Origin of the sequence: Altererythrobacter sp. Root672 (genome assembly GCF_001427865.1) — a bacterium.
In the GTDB taxonomy this organism is placed as follows: Bacteria; Pseudomonadota; Alphaproteobacteria; order Sphingomonadales; family Sphingomonadaceae; genus Croceibacterium_A.
Genome location: NZ_LMHH01000001.1, coordinates 2,056,509 through 2,074,092, shown reverse-complemented (window position 1 = coordinate 2,074,092; position 17,584 = coordinate 2,056,509). Strand labels below are relative to the sequence as shown.

The 17,584-nt window shown below is 64.6% G+C and carries 16 protein-coding genes; 9 read left to right on the top strand and 7 right to left on the bottom strand.

Annotated elements, in window-relative coordinates:
- Positions 1-86 precede the first annotated feature (86 nt).
- Genes ASD76_RS10030 through ASD76_RS10020 form a run of 3 tightly spaced genes read left to right on the top strand, consistent with a single transcriptional unit; the run spans position 87 to position 7,304 of the window.
- On the top strand, positions 87-938 hold the full coding sequence (locus ASD76_RS10030) for an arginyltransferase (protein ID WP_055921963.1): 852 nt from the start codon (positions 87-89) through the stop codon (positions 936-938).
- Positions 898-3,096 carry an autotransporter assembly complex protein TamA gene (locus tag ASD76_RS10025; RefSeq protein WP_082553716.1) on the top strand — a complete coding sequence of 733 codons (2,199 nt, stop codon included), beginning with the start codon at positions 898-900 and terminating at the stop codon, positions 3,094-3,096. Before ASD76_RS10030 ends, ASD76_RS10025 begins: the two co-directional genes overlap by 41 nt.
- Positions 3,096-7,304 (top strand): translocation/assembly module TamB domain-containing protein, encoded by a 4,209-nt coding sequence (locus ASD76_RS10020; protein WP_055921960.1) that lies wholly within the window; start codon positions 3,096-3,098, stop codon positions 7,302-7,304. The genes ASD76_RS10025 and ASD76_RS10020 overlap by 1 nt, the downstream gene beginning before the upstream one ends.
- Before the next feature lie 17 nt (positions 7,305-7,321).
- Here ASD76_RS10020 and ASD76_RS10015 read toward each other — a convergent pair whose 3' ends face one another.
- The 6 genes from ASD76_RS10015 to ASD76_RS09990 form a co-directional block, all read right to left on the bottom strand.
- Entirely contained in the window at positions 7,322-7,543 is a 222-nt protein-coding gene (locus ASD76_RS10015; protein WP_055921958.1) for a hypothetical protein, read from the bottom strand.
- 168 nt (positions 7,544-7,711) lie between these two features.
- Positions 7,712-9,121, bottom strand: a complete 1,410-nt coding sequence (gene glnA / locus ASD76_RS10010; protein WP_055921955.1) for a type I glutamate--ammonia ligase — start codon at positions 9,119-9,121, stop codon at positions 7,712-7,714.
- Between the two features lie 114 nt (positions 9,122-9,235).
- The gene (locus ASD76_RS10005) at positions 9,236-9,574 is read right to left on the bottom strand and encodes a P-II family nitrogen regulator (RefSeq protein ID WP_055921951.1); all 339 of its coding nucleotides are present in this window, start codon (positions 9,572-9,574) and stop codon (positions 9,236-9,238) included.
- 241 nt (positions 9,575-9,815) lie between these two features.
- The gene (argC, locus tag ASD76_RS10000) at positions 9,816-10,742 is read right to left on the bottom strand and encodes an N-acetyl-gamma-glutamyl-phosphate reductase (protein ID WP_055921949.1); all 927 of its coding nucleotides are present in this window, start codon (positions 10,740-10,742) and stop codon (positions 9,816-9,818) included.
- The gene (locus ASD76_RS09995) at positions 10,739-11,068 is read right to left on the bottom strand and encodes a hypothetical protein (RefSeq protein ID WP_055921946.1); all 330 of its coding nucleotides are present in this window, start codon (positions 11,066-11,068) and stop codon (positions 10,739-10,741) included. The genes argC and ASD76_RS09995 overlap by 4 nt, the downstream gene beginning before the upstream one ends.
- Before the next feature lie 104 nt (positions 11,069-11,172).
- The gene (locus ASD76_RS09990) at positions 11,173-12,549 is read right to left on the bottom strand and encodes a leucyl aminopeptidase family protein (protein WP_055921944.1); all 1,377 of its coding nucleotides are present in this window, start codon (positions 12,547-12,549) and stop codon (positions 11,173-11,175) included.
- Between the two features lie 47 nt (positions 12,550-12,596).
- Between ASD76_RS09990 and ASD76_RS09985 the strand changes: the two genes are divergently transcribed.
- The 6 genes from ASD76_RS09985 to ASD76_RS09965 all read left to right on the top strand — a co-directional run bounded on the left by ASD76_RS09985 (position 12,597) and on the right by ASD76_RS09965 (position 15,740).
- Positions 12,597-13,418 (top strand): DUF4163 domain-containing protein, encoded by an 822-nt coding sequence (locus ASD76_RS09985; protein WP_055921941.1) that lies wholly within the window; start codon positions 12,597-12,599, stop codon positions 13,416-13,418.
- Between the two features lie 25 nt (positions 13,419-13,443).
- A complete protein-coding gene (gene map, locus ASD76_RS09980; RefSeq protein ID WP_055921939.1) occupies positions 13,444-14,271 on the top strand; it encodes a type I methionyl aminopeptidase in 828 nt (275 codons plus the stop codon).
- Positions 14,272-14,386: 115 nt separating this feature from the next.
- The gene (locus ASD76_RS18755; protein WP_268760321.1) at positions 14,387-14,518 is read left to right on the top strand and encodes a hypothetical protein; all 132 of its coding nucleotides are present in this window, start codon (positions 14,387-14,389) and stop codon (positions 14,516-14,518) included.
- 5 nt (positions 14,519-14,523) lie between these two features.
- Complete coding sequence (locus tag ASD76_RS09975; protein WP_055921936.1) at positions 14,524-14,985, top strand: YaiI/YqxD family protein; 462 nt, start codon at positions 14,524-14,526, stop codon at positions 14,983-14,985.
- A gap of 264 nt (positions 14,986-15,249) precedes the next feature.
- Positions 15,250-15,456 carry a cold-shock protein gene (locus ASD76_RS09970; protein WP_055921933.1) on the top strand — a complete coding sequence of 69 codons (207 nt, stop codon included), beginning with the start codon at positions 15,250-15,252 and terminating at the stop codon, positions 15,454-15,456.
- Between the two features lie 56 nt (positions 15,457-15,512).
- Positions 15,513-15,740 carry a hypothetical protein gene (locus tag ASD76_RS09965; RefSeq protein ID WP_055921930.1) on the top strand — a complete coding sequence of 76 codons (228 nt, stop codon included), beginning with the start codon at positions 15,513-15,515 and terminating at the stop codon, positions 15,738-15,740.
- Here ASD76_RS09965 and ASD76_RS09960 read toward each other — a convergent pair.
- A complete protein-coding gene (locus ASD76_RS09960; protein WP_055921927.1) occupies positions 15,737-17,578 on the bottom strand; it encodes a hypothetical protein in 1,842 nt (613 codons plus the stop codon). The genes ASD76_RS09965 and ASD76_RS09960 overlap by 4 nt on opposite strands.
- Positions 17,579-17,584 lie beyond the last annotated feature (6 nt).

Genomic DNA, 17,584 nt, shown 5'->3' with positions numbered 1-17,584 from the left:
TTAATGGTCTTCCTTGCGAATCTGTTGCAGATCATAGTCCGCTGCAGCTACCCGCAACTCTTGCTTGGAAGAGGACCGCGTCTGCCGTGACGGCCCCAGTTCGCTTTCCTAGGTTTTTTGTCACGAGCCCCGCGCCGTGCCCGTACCTGCCCGGCAAGACCGAGCGGAAGGTCTTCACCGAGCTCAAGGGCCCGCACGCTGAAGCGCTCAACGATGCGCTCGGCCGCATCGGCTTCCGCCGCAGCCAGACTGTCGCCTACCGGCCGAGTTGCCTCGACTGCCAGGCCTGTGTGTCGGTGCGAGTGGTGGCGCAGGAATTCGAGCCGGCGAGCGCACAGCGCCGCAACATGCGTGACAACGATGACCTGGTCATCACCGAATGCCGCCCGTGGGCCACGTCCGAACAGTTTGAACTGCTGCAGCGTTATCTCTCCAGCCGCCACCCCGGCGGCGGCATGGCGACGATGGACGAGGTCGATTACGCCGACATGGTGGAACATACGGCCGTTTCCAGCTTTATCATTGAATACAGGGAACCTTCGCCGGACGGAGGGCAAGGCCGCTTGATCGGTGCCTGCCTCACGGACCGGCAAGGGGACGGGTTGTCGATGATCTACAGCTTCTACGACCCAGAGCATGAGGTACGGACGGGGCTTGGGAACTACATCATCCTCGATCACATCCGCCGCGCGAAGGAAGAAAGCCTCGCTTACGTGTACCTCGGTTATTGGGTCGAGGGATCGCAGCGGATGCAATACAAGATCCGCTACCGCCCGCTCGAACGCCTCGGACCAGCGGGTTGGCTGCGGTTCTCCGAAGGCGAGCAATCAGCCCTCATCGACGCTGTCGCCACTTCACGGCGCGAAGATGCCGAATGCGTGGAAGGCGGCAGCAAGGATGGTACGCCTGGCGGCCAGGACCAGTACAAGCTCGCATAAGGAAGGCCGCGCTCTTCGCCGGGCGCTTACGGCCCTTGCTGCATCTGCATCGCTGATCTGTTCGCCGTCCCTGGCGCAGAACACCAACGCCAGTCCCGAACTCGAAACGCTGATTCCAGACGAAGCGGTCGCCAACCCCGAGGCCTGGGCGCAGCAGGGTGTGCCGCCGGATGAGACGGTCGTCGAGGATGCGCCGGAACTCCAGGCCGATTCCCCGCTGGCCGAAATGCCGCTGGTCGACGTGCCGTGGCCCGAGGACGCGGAACCGGTCGAGATCGCCCCGCTTGAGCCGGAAGAGGATATCCAGTTCGTAGATTTCACCGACCTGCTTCCCGACCTCAACAAGGATGGCACGCAAGTCGCCATGGGGCTGGAGGAACGCATCTCATCCGAGGTCGTGCTGGTGTTCCCCGTCGATCCCATGCTGTTCCCCGAACGCAAGGAATTCGTCGAACGGTTCGACGCGCTGTCGACGATCGAGCGGCTCGATGATGACAACAACGTAGGTCGCCTGGCGGCCCAGGCCCGCGAAGACGAAGCTCTGCTGAACCGGATGCTGCGGATCTACGGATACTACGACGCTGTGGTTCTGCGTTCGATCGGCGACATCGAGCCCGGAGCGGAAACCGCCGAGAGCCGTCCGACGGTTCGCTTCGAGATTGCGCCCGGCACGCAATACCGCGTCGGTGCAGTCGACCTCGGCAACCTGGCCCAGGCCGGGACCGATTATCAGGTCTTGCGCGACACGTTCGAGGTTGTGACCGGCGATCCGCTGTTGTCCGACAAGATCGTCGAGGAACGCTTCGACCTCGACGAAGCCCTGGGCGAGGGCGGCTATCCGTTCGCCGCGATCAAGGACCCCGAACTGCTGGTCGACCACGCGCGGACCGAAGGCGACCTGACGATGTTGGTCACGCCGGGCGGGAAGTATCGCTTCGGTACGGTCACTAGCAACGTGCCGCGGCTCATGTCGGGCAAGCACCTGGCCGACATCGCCCGCTTCGAGCCGGGCGATGTCTACCAGCGCAGCCTCGAGCTCGACTTGCGGCGTGCGATCCTGGCGACCGGCCTGGTTGGCAGCGTGACCATGACTCCGGTCGAAACCGCTGCGCCGGCTAACGGCGAACCGGGCACGGTCGACATCGCCGTCGACATGACACCGGCCAAGCTGCGCACGATCTCGGGGCGGATCGGCTATGGTTCAGGTGAAGGGTTCAAGGTCGAAGGTGCCTGGGAACACCGCAACATGTTCCCGCCCGAGGGTATGCTGCGGTTCCGCGGTACCCTGGGTACGCGCGAACAGTTCGCCGGCGTCACCTTCCGCAAGAACAACTTCGGCGGTCGCGACCGTATCCTGACGGTCGACGCCTACGCCAACACGCAAGATTACGACGCCTACGAGGCAGAGACGGTATCGTTGGTCGGGACATTCGAGCGCATCAGCACGCTCTTGTTCCAGAAGTCATTCAGCTATTCAGCCGGCCTCGAACTGGTCGCGACGCGCGAGCAGGAGAAGGATGCGAACGGCGATCTAGGCCCGCCGGAGACCTTCTTCATCGCGGCGGTACCGCTGTTTGCGCAGTTCGATGCGTCGGACGATCTGCTCGATCCGAGGAAGGGCTACCGGGTAGGGGTGAGGATGTCGCCCGAGGCTTCGCGCACGAACGGCGTCGAGAGCTACTACCTGCGCGGCCAAGTCGACGCGACTTACTACCTCCAGACGAGCGAGAACCTGGTGTTGGCGGGCAGGGTGCGCGTCGCCAGCATCCCCGGCGCCTCGCTGTCGGCGATCGCTCCGTCACGGCGTCTCTATGCCGGCGGTGGCGGATCGGTGCGCGGCTACGACTACCGCGGCATCGGACCGCGCAACAGCGAAGGCGACCCGAGCGGAGGCCGCTCGTTGCTCGAACTGTCCGCAGAGGCGCGCATCCAGACCGGCCTTCTCGGTGGGGCGCTGGGCGTCGTGCCCTTCATCGATGCCGGCACGGTGGGCGAAGACCCAGTGCCGAGCTTCGACGAGATCAAGGTCGGCGTGGGCGTTGGCGTTCGTTACAACACGGGCTTCGGCCCGCTGCGTATCGACGTGGCCACCCCGCTCAACCCCGGACCGAACGACGGCTGGATCGGCGTCTACGTCGCCCTGGGGCAGGCGTTCTGATGAGCGACGGCGAGATCCTTCCCGAAGGACCGGCCGAGCCCGTTCCGGTGCGCCGCAGGAACTGGTTTGTGCGACTTGCGCGCTGGTTGTTCGGCGGTGTGCTGGTGCTGCTGCTGTTGCTGGCTGTCGCAATCGCCTGGCTCCACACCGGTTCGGGCCGGCAGTTCATTGTCGATCGGCTGTCGCGAGTGGCCCCGGCCTCGGGCCTTCGGATCGAGGTTGGGCGAATAGAAGGCTCGGTCCTGTGGAGCTCCACGCTCTATGACGTGAAGTTCCGCGACGCCAACGGCACCCTGTTCCTCCAGGTCCCCGAAGTCGACCTCAACTGGCGACCGCACCGGTTCCTGTTCAGCGGCCTCGACGTGCGCCATCTCGTGCTTCATCGCGGCACACTCTACGCGGTGCCGAAGCTGCTCCCGGGCGATCCCGACGCGCCGATCCTGCCCAACTTCAACATTCGCGTCGATCGCTTCGTCATCGACGACCTCAAGGTGTCCAAAGGGCTTCTTGGGGATGAGCGAACCGTCGACTTCCGCGCCCGAGCCGACATCCGCAATGGCCGAGTCTTGCTTGATTCCGATGGAGAGCTGGGCGGCGGAGACAAGTTCAAGCTACTGGTCGACGCCGAGCCTGACGGCAACCGGTTCGACCTCGACCTCGACTATCGTGCTCCAGCAGGCGGCTTGCTCGCTACAATGGTCGGGGCCGAGGAGGATGTGCGGGCTCGGATCGTCGGGGATGGCACCTGGACCGCCTGGACCGGCGCTTTCGTGGTCAACCACGGCGGCGACATCATCACGGCGCTGCGCATTCACAACCACAGCGGCCGATACAAAGTTGTCGGCCAGGCGAGGCCGGGCGGGTTCGTCACCGGCCTTCCCGCCGCGGCGCTCGGCGAGGTGGTTTCGCTCGCCGCGGTGGGCACGCTTGAGAACAGCGTGCTCGACGGCAGCGTGGCACTGCGAGGCAAGGGCGTCAGCATCGACGGCGAAGGCGGCATCGACCTTGGCGAGAACGAGTTCAACCAGCTCAAGGTGAGCGCTGCGCTGCTGGACTCGCAACTGTTCGGCCCAGGCCTGACGCTCGACGATGCGACGGCAGTGGCGACATTCGACGGTCCCTTCCGGCCCCTCGCGTCCCCACTCGAGCTGCGCGTGGGCAAGATGGACGTGGGCGGCACCGTGTTCACCGGGCTCGTCCAGAACGGCATCGTGGCCTACGACGGGACGCGCTGGCTGCTGCCGCTCGATGCCTCGGTCCAGCGGATCACCAGCGGCAACGCGATGATCGATCCACGCCTGGTCAACGGCACTCTGCGGGGCACGGTGACGCTGGCCGGAAGCGACCTCAGGTCAGACAACCTCGCGCTGCGCTTCCCCGGCTTGACGGCGGACCTCACGCTTCGCGGTGACATTGCCCGCGGCGGATACGCCCTGGCGGGGCCAGTCGAGGCGCGGGGCATCACGCTGCAGAACCTCGGCACGATCGACGCCGGCGCGCAGATCCGCTTCTCGATCTGCAAGGGCGTGCCATGGCGGCTGGCGGCGAACTTTACCGGGCGGATGCCGCGCGTGACCAACGCAACGCTGGCGAACATCGCGGGCACCAACATTCGCTTCAGCGGCGGGGTGCAACTCGGTGCGGGGCGGCCGATCGACTTCGATCGTACGACCCTGACGGCGAGCAAGCTCACACTCACGCTCGACGGTCGCGTCGAAGCGGGCCGCACTACGCTTGCCGGTAGTGGCCGGCACGTCGAGTACGGGCCCTTCACGGTAGAGGCGCGGCTCGAAGGCGATGGGCCGCACGCGACGCTGGTCTTCGCCAGCCCGTTCCCGCCCGCCGGGCTAAAGGACGTTCGCGTGGCGCTGTCGCCCACGCCGAACGGCTTCCGCATCGAGACCGACGGCCAGTCGACGCTCGGCGCGTTCGATGGCCTGCTCAACCTGACGATGCCGGCGCGTGGGCCGACGCAGATCGGTATCGAGCACTTCACTGTCGCCCAGACCACTCTGGCCGGCACCCTCGCACTCGGCTCTGGCGGCGTGAGCGGCGATCTCACGCTAATGGGTGGCGGGCTCGACGGGACGCTTGCTCTCGCTCCGCGGGAAGGCGGGCAAGGCTTCGACGTCAACCTGGCGGCCAACAACGCGACGTTCTCGGGCGCGACCCCAATCTCGATCAATCAGGCGAGCATCCAGGCGAGCGGCGTGATCGGCGGAGGTGGCTGGACCGTAAACGGCAACGTCCGCGCCGCTGGGGTCAGCTACGGCACGCTGTTCATCGGCCGGCTCGGCGCCAGGGCGGAGATCGTCAACGGCCAGGGCCAGTTCGACGCGGCGATTACCGGTCGGCGGGACCGACGTTTCGACTTGCAGATGACCGGGACCGTCTCGCCCGAGCGGATCATGGTGGCGGCTCGCGGCAACTACGCTGGCCGTGACATCGTCATGCCGCGCCGCGCGGTGTTGATCGCCTCGCGCGATGGCGGCTGGGACCTGCAGCAGACGCAGCTCAGCTTCGGCCGGGGCTTTGCCATCGTCGAAGGGCATTTCGGCGGCACTGAGCCGATGCACGGCAGGCTGGCGGTTGCTGACATGCCGCTGTCCGTGATCGATCTCGCAGGCACCGAGCTCGGCCTTGGCGGGACCGCGTCGGGCATCATCGACTTCGGCAGCGGACCCAACGGTGTGCCGACCGGCGAGATGCGAGTCATGGTCGACAACCTCACGCGCTCGGGCCTGGTCATGTCCTCGCGTCCGATCGACCTCGCACTGGTCGCGCGGCTCTCGCCAACACTGATGCAGGCGCGGGCCGTGGTTAAGGAGGACGGAGTGGTCCGCGGTCGACTGCAGGGCCGCATCGCCAACCTACCCGAAACCGGAAGCCTGAACGAACGGCTCTACAACGGCGATCTGTTCGCCCAGCTGCGCTACGACGGGCCAGCCGACGCGCTCTGGCGTCTGTCGACGATTGAGCTGCTCGACCTCACCGGTAGGATCCAAGTGGCGGCCGATGTGACCGGGAGCCTGGGAAATCCGTTGCTGCGCGGGTCGCTGGCGGGTGACGATCTGCGGATTCAGGTCGCCATGACGGGGTCCGACATCCGCAACGTCCGTGCTCGCGGCCGCTTCTCGGGACCGAGACTCCAGCTTACGAGCTTCTCCGGTACCGCGCCCAATGGCGGTGCGGTCAGCGGAAGCGGCTATGTCGACTTGGCGCGGATATCCGCTTCACGCGGCCCTCAGATCGATGTGCGTCTGGCGATGCGCCGGGCCGAAGTGGTCAACTTGCCCAACATGGGCGCAACGATCACCGGCCCAATGCGGATCGTTTCGAGCGGCGTGGGCGGGACGATTGCCGGCCGGCTCAGCGTTGAAGAGGCTCGCTGGGCGTTCGGCGCGGCAGAGTCGACCGAGCGCCTGCCCAACATCACCACGCGTGAGATCAACTTCCCGCCCGACCGCCGCGCACCTACTGGCCCGGCTGCACCGTGGCGTTTCCTGATCGACGTCAACGCCCCTGGCGGGATCGAGGTCGACAGCATGGGTCTCGACAGCGAATGGAGCGCCAACATCCAGCTGCGCGGTACCACCGAGGATCCGCGCATTGGCGGGGTGGCGCGCGTTGTTCCGCGGCAGGGCTTCTATTCGTTCGCCGGAAACCGCTTCGAACTGACGCGCGGCGTGATCGACTTCGACGTGAACGGGCCGATCGACCCACTGATCGACATCGTCGCCGAAACCAACGTCGACAATCTATCGGTGACCGTGACCATCAAGGGCAACGCCAGCAGGCCGGAGATTGCGTTCAATTCGGTACCGGCATTGCCCGAGGAAGAGCTGTTGTCGCGGCTACTGTTCGGGGATTCGATCACCAACCTTTCGGCGACCGACGCGCTCCAACTCGGTGCCGCAATCGCCTCGCTGCAGGGTGGCGGAGGGATGGATCCGATCAACCAGCTGCGGAAGTCGATCGGGCTCGACAGGCTGCGCATCGTGGCGGCGGATCCGGCGATGAACCGCGGCACGGCGATCGCGCTCGGCAAGAATATCGGCCGCCGCTTCTATGGTGAGATCGTGACCGACGGCCAGGGCTACAACGCCACTTCGCTTGAGTTCCGCCTGACCAACTGGCTGTCGCTGCTGGCCACCATCAACACGATTGGCCGCGGCAGCATCGCCGGTGTGGTCAGCCACGACTACTGACGAAAGTTGCGAGGGTTCTAGCGCTTGTGCCGCCGGAAGCGGCCGCGGCCGTCGCGGCGATAAGTCAGGAGGCGCGGTGCGCGGCGGAACCAGCCGCGCAGGCCGGCTTCGCGAAAGAGCCGATGGATCTTGCGGTCGTCATCGATCACTTCCCACGAGCGGGCGAGCCACAGCACTGCTGCTGCAAGGATCGCGAGGACCACGATCAGCGCGGTCACGATGGTGAAGGTGGCCAGCACGTGGGGTCCTGATGGCGATGTTGCAGACCGCAATCTGCGCCAGGTGACCGGGTCAGGTCCATGGCCTTCTACCCCCTCGTCCCGAAAGGGAACGGCACCAGGGCAGATATGAAAAAGGGCGCCCGGATTGCTCCGGACGCCCCTTTCGAACAGCTCTGACCAGAGGAATCAGTAGCTGTAGTACATGTCGAATTCGACCGGGCTCGGCGTGGTTTCCCAACGCATCACGTCAGCCCACTTGATCTCGCAGTAAGCGTCGATCTGGTCCTTCGAGAACACGTCACCCTTGAGCAGGAACTCGTAGTCGGCCTGCAGGGCTTCCAGGGCTTCACGCAGCGAACCGCAGACGGTCGGCACTTCGGCCAGTTCGGCCGGCGGCAGATCGTACAGGTTCTTGTCCATCGGCTCGCCCGGATGGATCTTGTTCTGGATACCGTCGAGGCCGGCCATCAGCAGCGCGGCGTAGCACAGGTACGGGTTGGCCATCGCGTCGGGGAAGCGGAATTCCACGCGCTTGGCCTTCTCGCCGGTGCCGTACGGAATGCGGCACGAAGCCGAACGGTTGCGGGCCGAATAGGCCAGCAGCACCGGAGCTTCGTAACCCGGGACCAGGCGCTTGTAGCTGTTGGTGGTCGGGTTGGTGAAGGCGTTGAGGGCCTTCGCGTGCTTGATGACACCACCGATGAAGTACAGGCAGTTGTCCGACAGGCCGGCATAGCCGTTGCCAGCGAAGGTTGGCTTGCCCTTTTCCCAGATCGAGATGTGGGTGTGCATGCCGCTGCCGTTATCCTTGGCGATCGGCTTCGGCATGAACGTGGCCGTCTTGCCATAGGCCTGCGCGACCATGTGCACGACGTACTTGTAGATCTGCATGCGGTCGGCAGTGGTGACCAGCGTGCCGAAGGTCAGGCCGAGCTCGTGCTGGGCGGCCGCCACTTCGTGGTGGTGCTTGTCGCACGGCAGGCCCATTTCGAGCATGGTCGAGACCATCTCGCCACGGATGTCGACAGCGCTGTCGACCGGTGCGACCGGGAAGTAGCCGCCCTTGGCACGCGGACGGTGCGCCAGGTTGCCGCCTTCGAGTTCCGCACCGGTGTTGGTCGGCAGCTCGATATCGTCGATCTGGTAGCCCGAGCCGGCATAGCCGTCTTCGAAGCGCACATCGTCGAACATGAAGAACTCGGCTTCCGGACCGACGTAGACGGTGTCGCCGATGCCGGTGGTCTTGAGGAAGGCCTCGGCGCGCTTGGCAGTCGAGCGCGGGTCACGCGAGTAGAGCTCGCCCGTCGAAGGCTCGACGATGTCGCAGACCACGATCATCATCGGAGTGGCGGAGAACGGATCGATCCACACGGCATCGAGGTCCGGCTTCAGGATCATGTCGGATTCGTTGATGGTCTTCCAGCCTTCGATCGACGAACCGTCGAACATCAGGCCTTCTTCCAGCTCGTCTTCGCCAATGACCGAGGAGACCATGGTCAGGTGCTGCCACTTGCCCTTGGGATCGGTGAAGCGAAGGTCGACCCACTCGATCTCCTCATCCTTGATCCGCTTCACGATATCCGATGCACTGGCCATTCTCGTCTTCCTTGTTGGTCCCGCCCGTCCGGCGGAGTTTCACTTAATTTGTCCCCCGAGAGGGGAAGGGTGCAAATTTGGGATTTTGCCCTCCCGGATGGGAGAGCAATGAACCTAGATCGCGTCTTCGTCCTTTTCCCCGGTGCGGATGCGCAGCGCGGAATCGATCGTGGAAACGAAGATCTTGCCGTCACCGATGCGTCCGGTCTGCGCGGCGGCTGCGATGGCTTCCACCACGGCATTGGCCTGCGCGTCGGGCACGATCACCTCGAGCTTCACCTTCGGGAGGAAGTCGACGACATATTCGGCGCCGCGATAGAGCTCAGTATGGCCCTTTTGCCGGCCGAAGCCCTTGGCTTCCGTCACCGTGATGCCGGATACTCCGACTTCGTGCAGCGCTTCCTTCACTTCATCCAACTTGAACGGTTTGATGATGGCCTCAATCTTCTTCACGACACCCCCTGGGGCTAAGTCCGGGCACACGGCCAACGGACGGCTCTCACCATCCCTCGGCAACTGATCTTCAAGAATCGTGCCAAGGCGCTGCCTCCGGCCTAGACGTTCGCGTTCGCACGGGAAAGGGCCGAAATCACTCGACCCGAAAGTCGGGGGCGCATCCTATGGAACTATCGAATCGTGCGTTGTGGTGTGGCTATGTCTAAATTTCAGGCAGGTCGTGCCTAAAAAATAAGCGTCAGAGCCTCAGGCCGGCCATTTCGTCGAGACCTGCCATGAGGTTCAACGACTGCACGGCGGCGCCGCTGGCTCCCTTGCCGAGGTTGTCGAGCACGGCCACCAGGCGGGCCTGGCTACCGTCGGCGCTGTCGAACACGAACAGGTCCATCCGGTCGTTTCCGGCGTTCGAGCCACGTATCAGGAGTTCACCGTCAGCGGGCGGCGTGCCCATGCCGACGATCTTGCTGGCGCCGTAGAAGTTCGCCAGCCACTCCCGCATAGCTTGCGGGGTGCCGACACCCTTCATCGCGGACAGCGGAAGCGGAACTTCCACTACCATTCCACGATGGGCCGGAATCACCGCGGGGGTGAACAGCGGCTTGACCGAGAGGCCGCAGCGCTCCTGCATCTCCGGCACGTGCTTGTGTCCGAGCGCCAGCGCGTAACCGCGCCAGGCGATGTCCTGATCGGCTTCGAAGCGTTCGATCAGCGACTTGCCGCCGCCCGAATATCCCGAGACGGCGTTGCAGGTGTAGGGCCAGTCGGCGGGCAGGAGTCCAGCGCGCACCAGCGGCGCGACAAGCGCGATGAAGCCGGTCGAATAGCAACCCGGATTGGATACGCGCATCGCCGTGGCGACAGCCTTGTGCCCACTGACCTCGGGAAACCCGTAGACCCAGCCCGGGCTCACGCGGTGGGCGGTGGAGGCGTCGATCACCCGGGTGCGCGGGTTGTCGATCATGGCCGCGGATTCGCGAGCCGCATCGTCCGGCAGGCACAGGATCACGAACTCGGCGTCGTTGAGCGCTTCCCGCCGGGCTACCGGGTCCTTGCGCCGGGCTTCGTCGAGCCTGATCAGCTCGAACTCCGTCCGGCCAGCCAGCCGCTCGCCGATCTCGAGGCCCGTCGTGCCGACGGCCCCGTCGATGAAAATCGTCCGGGTCATCCGGGCAGCTGTTCGAGCCGGTCGACGCGGATATAGCCGACAGGTCCATCCATCGAGAGGCAGCCCCAGGCCCAGCCACCGGTCACGTCCAGCACCTCGAAGCTTTCGCCTTCCATCAGCGTGCAGAGCTCCTGCCCGCCTTCGCCATTGCTCGAAAGCAGGGGGGCGCCGCCCGGCATGACCGTGCGCGGCTGAGGTACGGCGTAGTGCGGCACGAAGTAGCGCCCGGCGAGGCCGATGTGCGCGAGATCACCGCGCAAAGGCGTGCGGCCTGGTACGGCCTTCGGCTGCGGGCCCGTTAGGGCGTAAGATATGTGGCCGGTCATGTCAGTAGGATCGTAAGGGGCGTAACCAGGCACTCGAAAAAGCTCGCGGGGTTCATCGTTGGGGCGCGGTTAGACGTCACAGCGCACTGGGGCAAGCACCGCCGTCAAGCGAATCGCGCCTGAAGCATGTGCCAGGCAGCCCGCAGGCCGAGCGCATCGCCGCCTTTTGGCCGTCCGGGCTTAGGTGTGGGGCGCCAGGCAAAGGTGTCGAAATGCGCCCAATCGACGCCATCGGCCACGAACTTGTCGAGGAACAGCGCCGCCACGCTCGCCCCTGCAAAGCCGTTGCTGTGGGCGTTGTTGGCGTCGGCAATGTCGGACTTGAGCCATTCGCTGTAGCCTTCGTAAAGCGGCAGGCGCCAGCAGGGATCCTCGTGTGCCTTACCCGCGGCTAGCAGCGCATCGGCGGTTTCGTCGCGCCGGGTGAATAGTGCCGGCAAGTCAGGCCCGACGGCGACGCGCGCCGCGCCCGTCAGCGTGGCGAAGTCGATCACCAGCTCAGGCTGCTCTTCGCAGGCCCGCGCCAGCGCGTCCGCCAGGATCAGCCGGCCTTCGGCATCGGTATTGCCGATCTCGACCGTCAGCCCCTTGCGGCTGCGGAGCACGTCGCCCGGACGGAAGGCGTTTCCGGCGACAGCGTTCTCCACCGCCGGTACCAGGCAGTGCAGCCGAACTTTCAGCCCGGCACCCATGATGAGCCCAGCCAGCGCCAGGGCATGCGCCGCGCCGCCCATGTCCTTCTTCATCAGCAGCATCCCGGCCGCCGGTTTGAGGTCCAGGCCACCAGAGTCGAAGCACACGCCTTTGCCGATGATCGCCACGACGGGAGCCTTCTCGTCGCCCCAGGTGAGGTGCAGCATCCGCGGCGCGTGGCTGCGCGCGGCGGCGCGGCCGACGGCGTGGACCATCGGGTATTCGCGCTCCAGCGTTTCTCCCTTGGTGACCGAGAGCTTGGCGCCATGCGACTTGGCTAGCCGTTCGGCCTCTACCTCAAGCTCTGCCGGGCCCATGTCCTCGGCCGGCGTGTTGACGAGCGTGCGAACCAACTCGACTGCTTCCGCCTCGGCCAGTGCCGGGCCGATCGCCTTGGCTTCCTTGCTCAGCAGGACGCGCGGTCCTTCGGAGTCCTTGTCCTCGCGATACCGGGTAAAGCGGTACTGCGCGGTCTGCCAGCCGTGCAGGCCTTTGCCGGCATCGTCCTGCGCCAGGCGATAAATGCCCGCCGGCAATTCCTCAGCCAGCTTGGCCAGGCACCAGCTCGAAAGCTCGGCGGGATTGCGCACCCCGCCGATAGCAAACCACGCGTCCCCATCGGGCACGATCCCGACCTGGAATGCTGTTCCGACAAACTTTTGTCCGGCAAGCCCGGCACGTTGTGGCCCGCTGAGAGTTTTTGCAAATTCGGGGAAGCCGTCTTTGCTGACGAGGTGGATCGTGATGGCCTGCTGTCCGCGGTCCGGCTGGATCAAATCGTCTTTCATAGAATTCACGCTTGCCCGTTTGCGCAGGTTTTGGAAAGGCAGTCACGATGATGCGCATGCTTTCGGTTCTGGCGCTGGCCGCAACGATCTCCGCCTGCAACCTTGGCGGTGGGGATTCGCCTGACGGCACCGCAACGCCGAGCCCAGCGGCGACCGCGACTCCGACCCCAACGGCAACCGCGCGGGCCACGAGCAATGGCGCGCGTTCGGTGTCGGAAGAGACCGACGATTTCCTGTTCGAATATTCCTATCCGGCCGAAGCCGGTCGGATTGCCGAACTGGCGAGCCAGCTCGACGTCATGCTCGAACAGCAGCGTGGGCAATTGGCGGAAGAATCGCAGGACGCACGCCGCGCCGCGAGGGCGGACGGGTTCCCTTACAACAAGCACAGCTACACCTCGGAATGGAAGGTCGTGGCCGCGCTGCCGGGCTGGCTGAGCCTGTCCAACGACGTGGCGACCTATAGCGGCGGGGCGCACGGGAACTACGATTTGCAGTCGCTTGTCTGGGACAAGACCAAGGGCGAATCGAGGAAGGCGATTGACCTGTTCGTCTCTCCTGAGGCGTTGGAGAAGGCGCTCGGCGACCGCTTCTGTGACGAATTGAACCGGCAGCGCGCCAAGCGCCGCGGGGCGCCGGTGGTGAAGGGCGGGGACGATCCGTTCTCCGATTGCCCGGGTATCAAGGAGCTGACGGTTCTGGTGGGCTCTAACAATGGACGGACTTTCAACCGTCTGACGCTTTACGCCGGGCCCTACGTGGCCGGCCCCTATGCCGAAGGCGCCTACAAGGTGAACCTTTCGATCAATCGCGCGATCCTCGACACGGTAAAGCCGGAATTCCGCGAAGCCTTCAGCGCTCGCAATTGATCGGCGGAATGACTACATTCGCGAAATGATCGAATACCAGCACGTCACCGGCGATACCGCGGTCTATCGCGACGGAACCATCAAGCTCCATGGACCCGACGGGTTCGAAGGCATGCGCAAGGCCGGTCGCCTTGCGGCGCAGATTCTCGATGAGATGGCCTCGGTCGTCCGCCCTGGCATCTCTACCGAAGAAATCGACCGCGTCGTCCGCGAGATGACGCTCGATGGCGGCGGCGTGCCGGCGACGCTCGGCTATCGCGGCTATACGCATAGCTGCTGCATCTCGATCAACCACGTGGTGTGCCACGGTATCCCCTCTTCCAAGACGATCAAGGACGGGGACATCGTCAATATCGACGTAACTCCGCTGCTCGACGGCTGGCATGGAGACTCGAGCCGCATGTACCTGGTCGGCGACGTTTCGCTAAAGGCAAAGCGACTGATCGACGTGACTTACGAATGCCTCATGCTCGGTATCGAGCAGGCCAAGCCCGGCGCGCGTTTGGGTGACATCGGCGCGGCGATCCAGGCCCATGCCGAGCAGTACCGCTATGGCGTGGTGCGCGATTTCTGCGGCCATGGCCTTGGCCGCCTGTTCCACGATGCGCCCGAAGTCGTTCACGCTGCCCGCGCGGGCACGGGGCCGGAACTGCGCGCAGGCATGTTCATGACCATCGAACCGATGATCAATCTCGGCAAGGCGGCGGTCAAAGTCCTCAACGATGGCTGGACGGCGGTCACCCGCGACAAGAGCCTTTCGGCCCAGTTCGAACATTCGATCGGCATTACCGAGGACGGCTGCGAGATCTTCACGCTAAGCCCGAAGGGGCTGCATCAGCCGCCTTACGCCTAGGTAAGGGTCGCCCCTGTCGGGCGACCGACTCGCCCCCTGGACGGACACCGCATTCGCTATTCCTCGCCGGAAGGCCTAGGACAGCGTTGGGCCTGTAGCCCAACGGAGAAAGACCATGGCCAAAGGCCAGAAGAAATCGAATAGGGAAGCCCGCAAACCCAAGGCGGAGAAGCCCAAGACCAACGCCTCCCAGCCGACGCAGAAGTTCGGTGCGGTGAAAGGTCTCGAGAACATGAAGAACACCTGAGCCTAATGGGTGAACTCTGCGTTCTCGTCGATGCCGACGCCTGCCCGGTGAAGGACGAGATCTACCGCGTGGCCGAGCGGCACGCCGTGCCCGTCAGCGTGGTCAGCAACAGCCCGTTTCGCGTGCCGGTGGGCCCGCTGATCAGCCGCGTGGTGGTCAGCGAAGGCTTCGATGCCGCCGACGACTGGATCGCCGAACGCGCCGATGGGTGGAGCGTAGTGGTAACCGCCGACATCCTCCTAGCCGATCGGTGCGTGAAGGCCGGGGCCACGGTCCTGGCACCCACCGGCAAGGCCTTCACGCAGGCCTCGATTGGCGGCGCTGTGGCCACTCGGGCGATCATGGCCGACTTGCGCGCAGGCGCCGACGGCATTCAAGGCGGTCCCCCGCCATTCGCAAAAGCTGACCGCTCACGCTTCCTGCAAGCGCTCGACACGGCGCTTGTGCGGATGAAGCGTGTGGGGTGAGGGACGGGCGATTTGGGTAGCCTGATTGCTTCGTAGGTTATTCGCCGTACCTGTGCTAGGACACCCAGGCTGACGTCGAATTTACGACGGACTTCGGCGCTAAGACTAAGACCCGACCCTTTACAGGCGGGGTCTCTCTCTGACGGCGACTTCCTTTCGATTGACGACCCGACGCACGACTGCCGCATGTCGCGGCTGAACTACCAGGGACTGTCTGCACGCAAGAAGCGTTTTGGCAGCCCCGATTTTCGAAGGGAATGCACAATGCCGATCGGCACAGTCAAATTTTTCAACACCGACAAGGGCTATGGTTTCATCGCTCCTGAAGACGGTGGCGCGGACAGCTTCGTCCACATCAGTGCCGTGCAGGCTGCTGGCATGCAGACGCTGAACAAGGATCAGCGCCTGTCGTACGAAGTCGAGCGTGGCCGCAACGGCAAGGAATCTGCCGTCAACCTGACCGCAGTCTAACGACTCCATCGGCGCGCTGCGCCCTGCTGCCAGCATCCAATGGGGAAACTCAAAGCATGAGCCAGACATTCGAATTCTACGATTCTCGGGCTCGTGAGGCTGCTGCAGAGGCGGAGCGCGCCGACTTGGTTATGGTGCGCGAACGCGCACTACGCGCGGAGAAGACCTGGCGCGGCCTCGCCGCCCAGGCGAAGAAGGTCGAACGCGATCGCGTGAAGGCCGAAGAAGTCCGTGCCGAGCGTCGCGCTGCCGAAGCGGCGATGCTCGCTTCGTCCGATAGCTAACGGACGCCGGTCGCAGGACCGGGCGTCGTTAACAGCCTAAATCCCGGATTGGCGGCGCACAGCTCAGCGGGCAGGTCCTGTCTGAGTTTTGCGAGTGAAGTCTCGCGTTCAGATTTGAACCGGGCCTGCTCTGCGCTCGACGCGGATCGTGCGGTAAGCGACAGCGCGATCTCTATGCCATCCGCCCCGATGACGAGCTTTGTGGGCACCGTCGTGATGGCGAAACCGTCAGCGGGATAGACAACACCCTGCGCCAGTGGATCGCCAACCGGAAACGGCAGGTAACGCGGGTTGCTGTCGATCAGTGGGAGCGTCGCGGGAACCCCGCCGAAATTGCGTTCGAACCGCACGCCAACCGACTGCAGCGTAAACCACGGTGTCGCGAAAAGCGGACCCGTGTTCCCCACTTGAAGAAGATCGATCGCCATGCGCGTGCAGCCGATCTCCGGAACCAGGAAGATCGCGCTTCCCGCCCCATTTCTGACGAGCTGGAGGCCAAGGGTGAAGGGAAACTCAGCCCTGGTCGATCCAGCCACTTCCAGTTCGGCGCCGAGCGAACGGCCGATACGCGAAGAGGATATGTCCGCGCGGAGACGAGCGTCGCCTTGAGCCGTTGCGTCGAGGCTGCCCGTGAGACCAACCCCCTTTACCCACTGCAATACGGGCGGCGCAAAAGTCAGCCTGCCGGTGGCAAAGTCCTGCGACGCGGGAGAAACGGCCAGGTTGATGTCACCGGCAAGGGGATTGCTGGCCAGTTTCGTCCTGAACAAAGTGCCTGTCGCTTCGGTGATTACCGCACTGACACCGCGATATTCGCCCGCTGGCGGGCTGTCGGTGTTGGGCGGCGAATTCCCGCTTACGAGGTCCAGGACCGGGGCGATCGGAAGATGCCCTTCGGCCTCGCTGGACTTCCGCTCGAAAGGCTTGAGCCTAGCTGCCGTGGCGGCAATGCGGGCGTCGAGTGCGGCCTGGTCGTTGTCCTCGCGACGCGAGGGGCGGGAAGTAGTCTCTGGCCCGAGCGAAGGATCGGACGCGTCCGGCAATCCGCCGAGAAGCCACACGCCGCTTGAAACGATCAGCAGGTGATCGGTTGAAATCTCTCCGCGAACGGGCCGGCCCTCGAAGTTGGCGGTCATCTTGTAGCTGCCGTCCACCGGAAATTCGCCTTCTTGCGTCGTGAGAAGGCCGGGTTCGAGGTCGATCGACGCCTTGAGCGGCGGAAGGGGGATCAGCAGATTCTGCCCGAAGTCTTCGAGCAGACGCGACGCCGCGACCTGCGACATTAGCTCCGATGCCGCGTAGTTGAGCGGCCCCCAGCGGACGCGAGGCGAAAAGCTCGTCGGAACAAGACGGAAATAGAGCGCACCCGGATCATCGTTCACGCCGCGAACCGGCAGCATGTCGGCCTCCGCCACAAACCGCACTGTCGCGCCACCCCACCAGGGGGTTCGGGTGACGGGAGCATAGGTCACCTTCATCTCCGCCTTTGCGCGGAGCAGGAAGTCGCTTGGGACAAACGTGATCTTTTCGATCTCTGCGACCAGGAAACCGTCAGGCCCTTCCGTGCCCGCGCCACCGAACGGGATCCGGTATTTGGTGCCGATGACGGTGTCGGCCACGTCCTGCAGCGTCCTTGCAGGGACGAACAGGCGCACGGGCCACCTTTCAGGTTCTGGACCCAGTTCGATGACGCGATCGGCGTTGGCGACTGCCGCGGCTCGATCGGTCAAAGAGACCGACAAAGGCGTCGTGCGCTGAGCGTAAAGCCAAAGCCCGCCGTAAGCCGCGACAGCAAGCGCGACGATCGAGCCTAGGACTATCTTCAGCCAGCGTGACATCGTGAT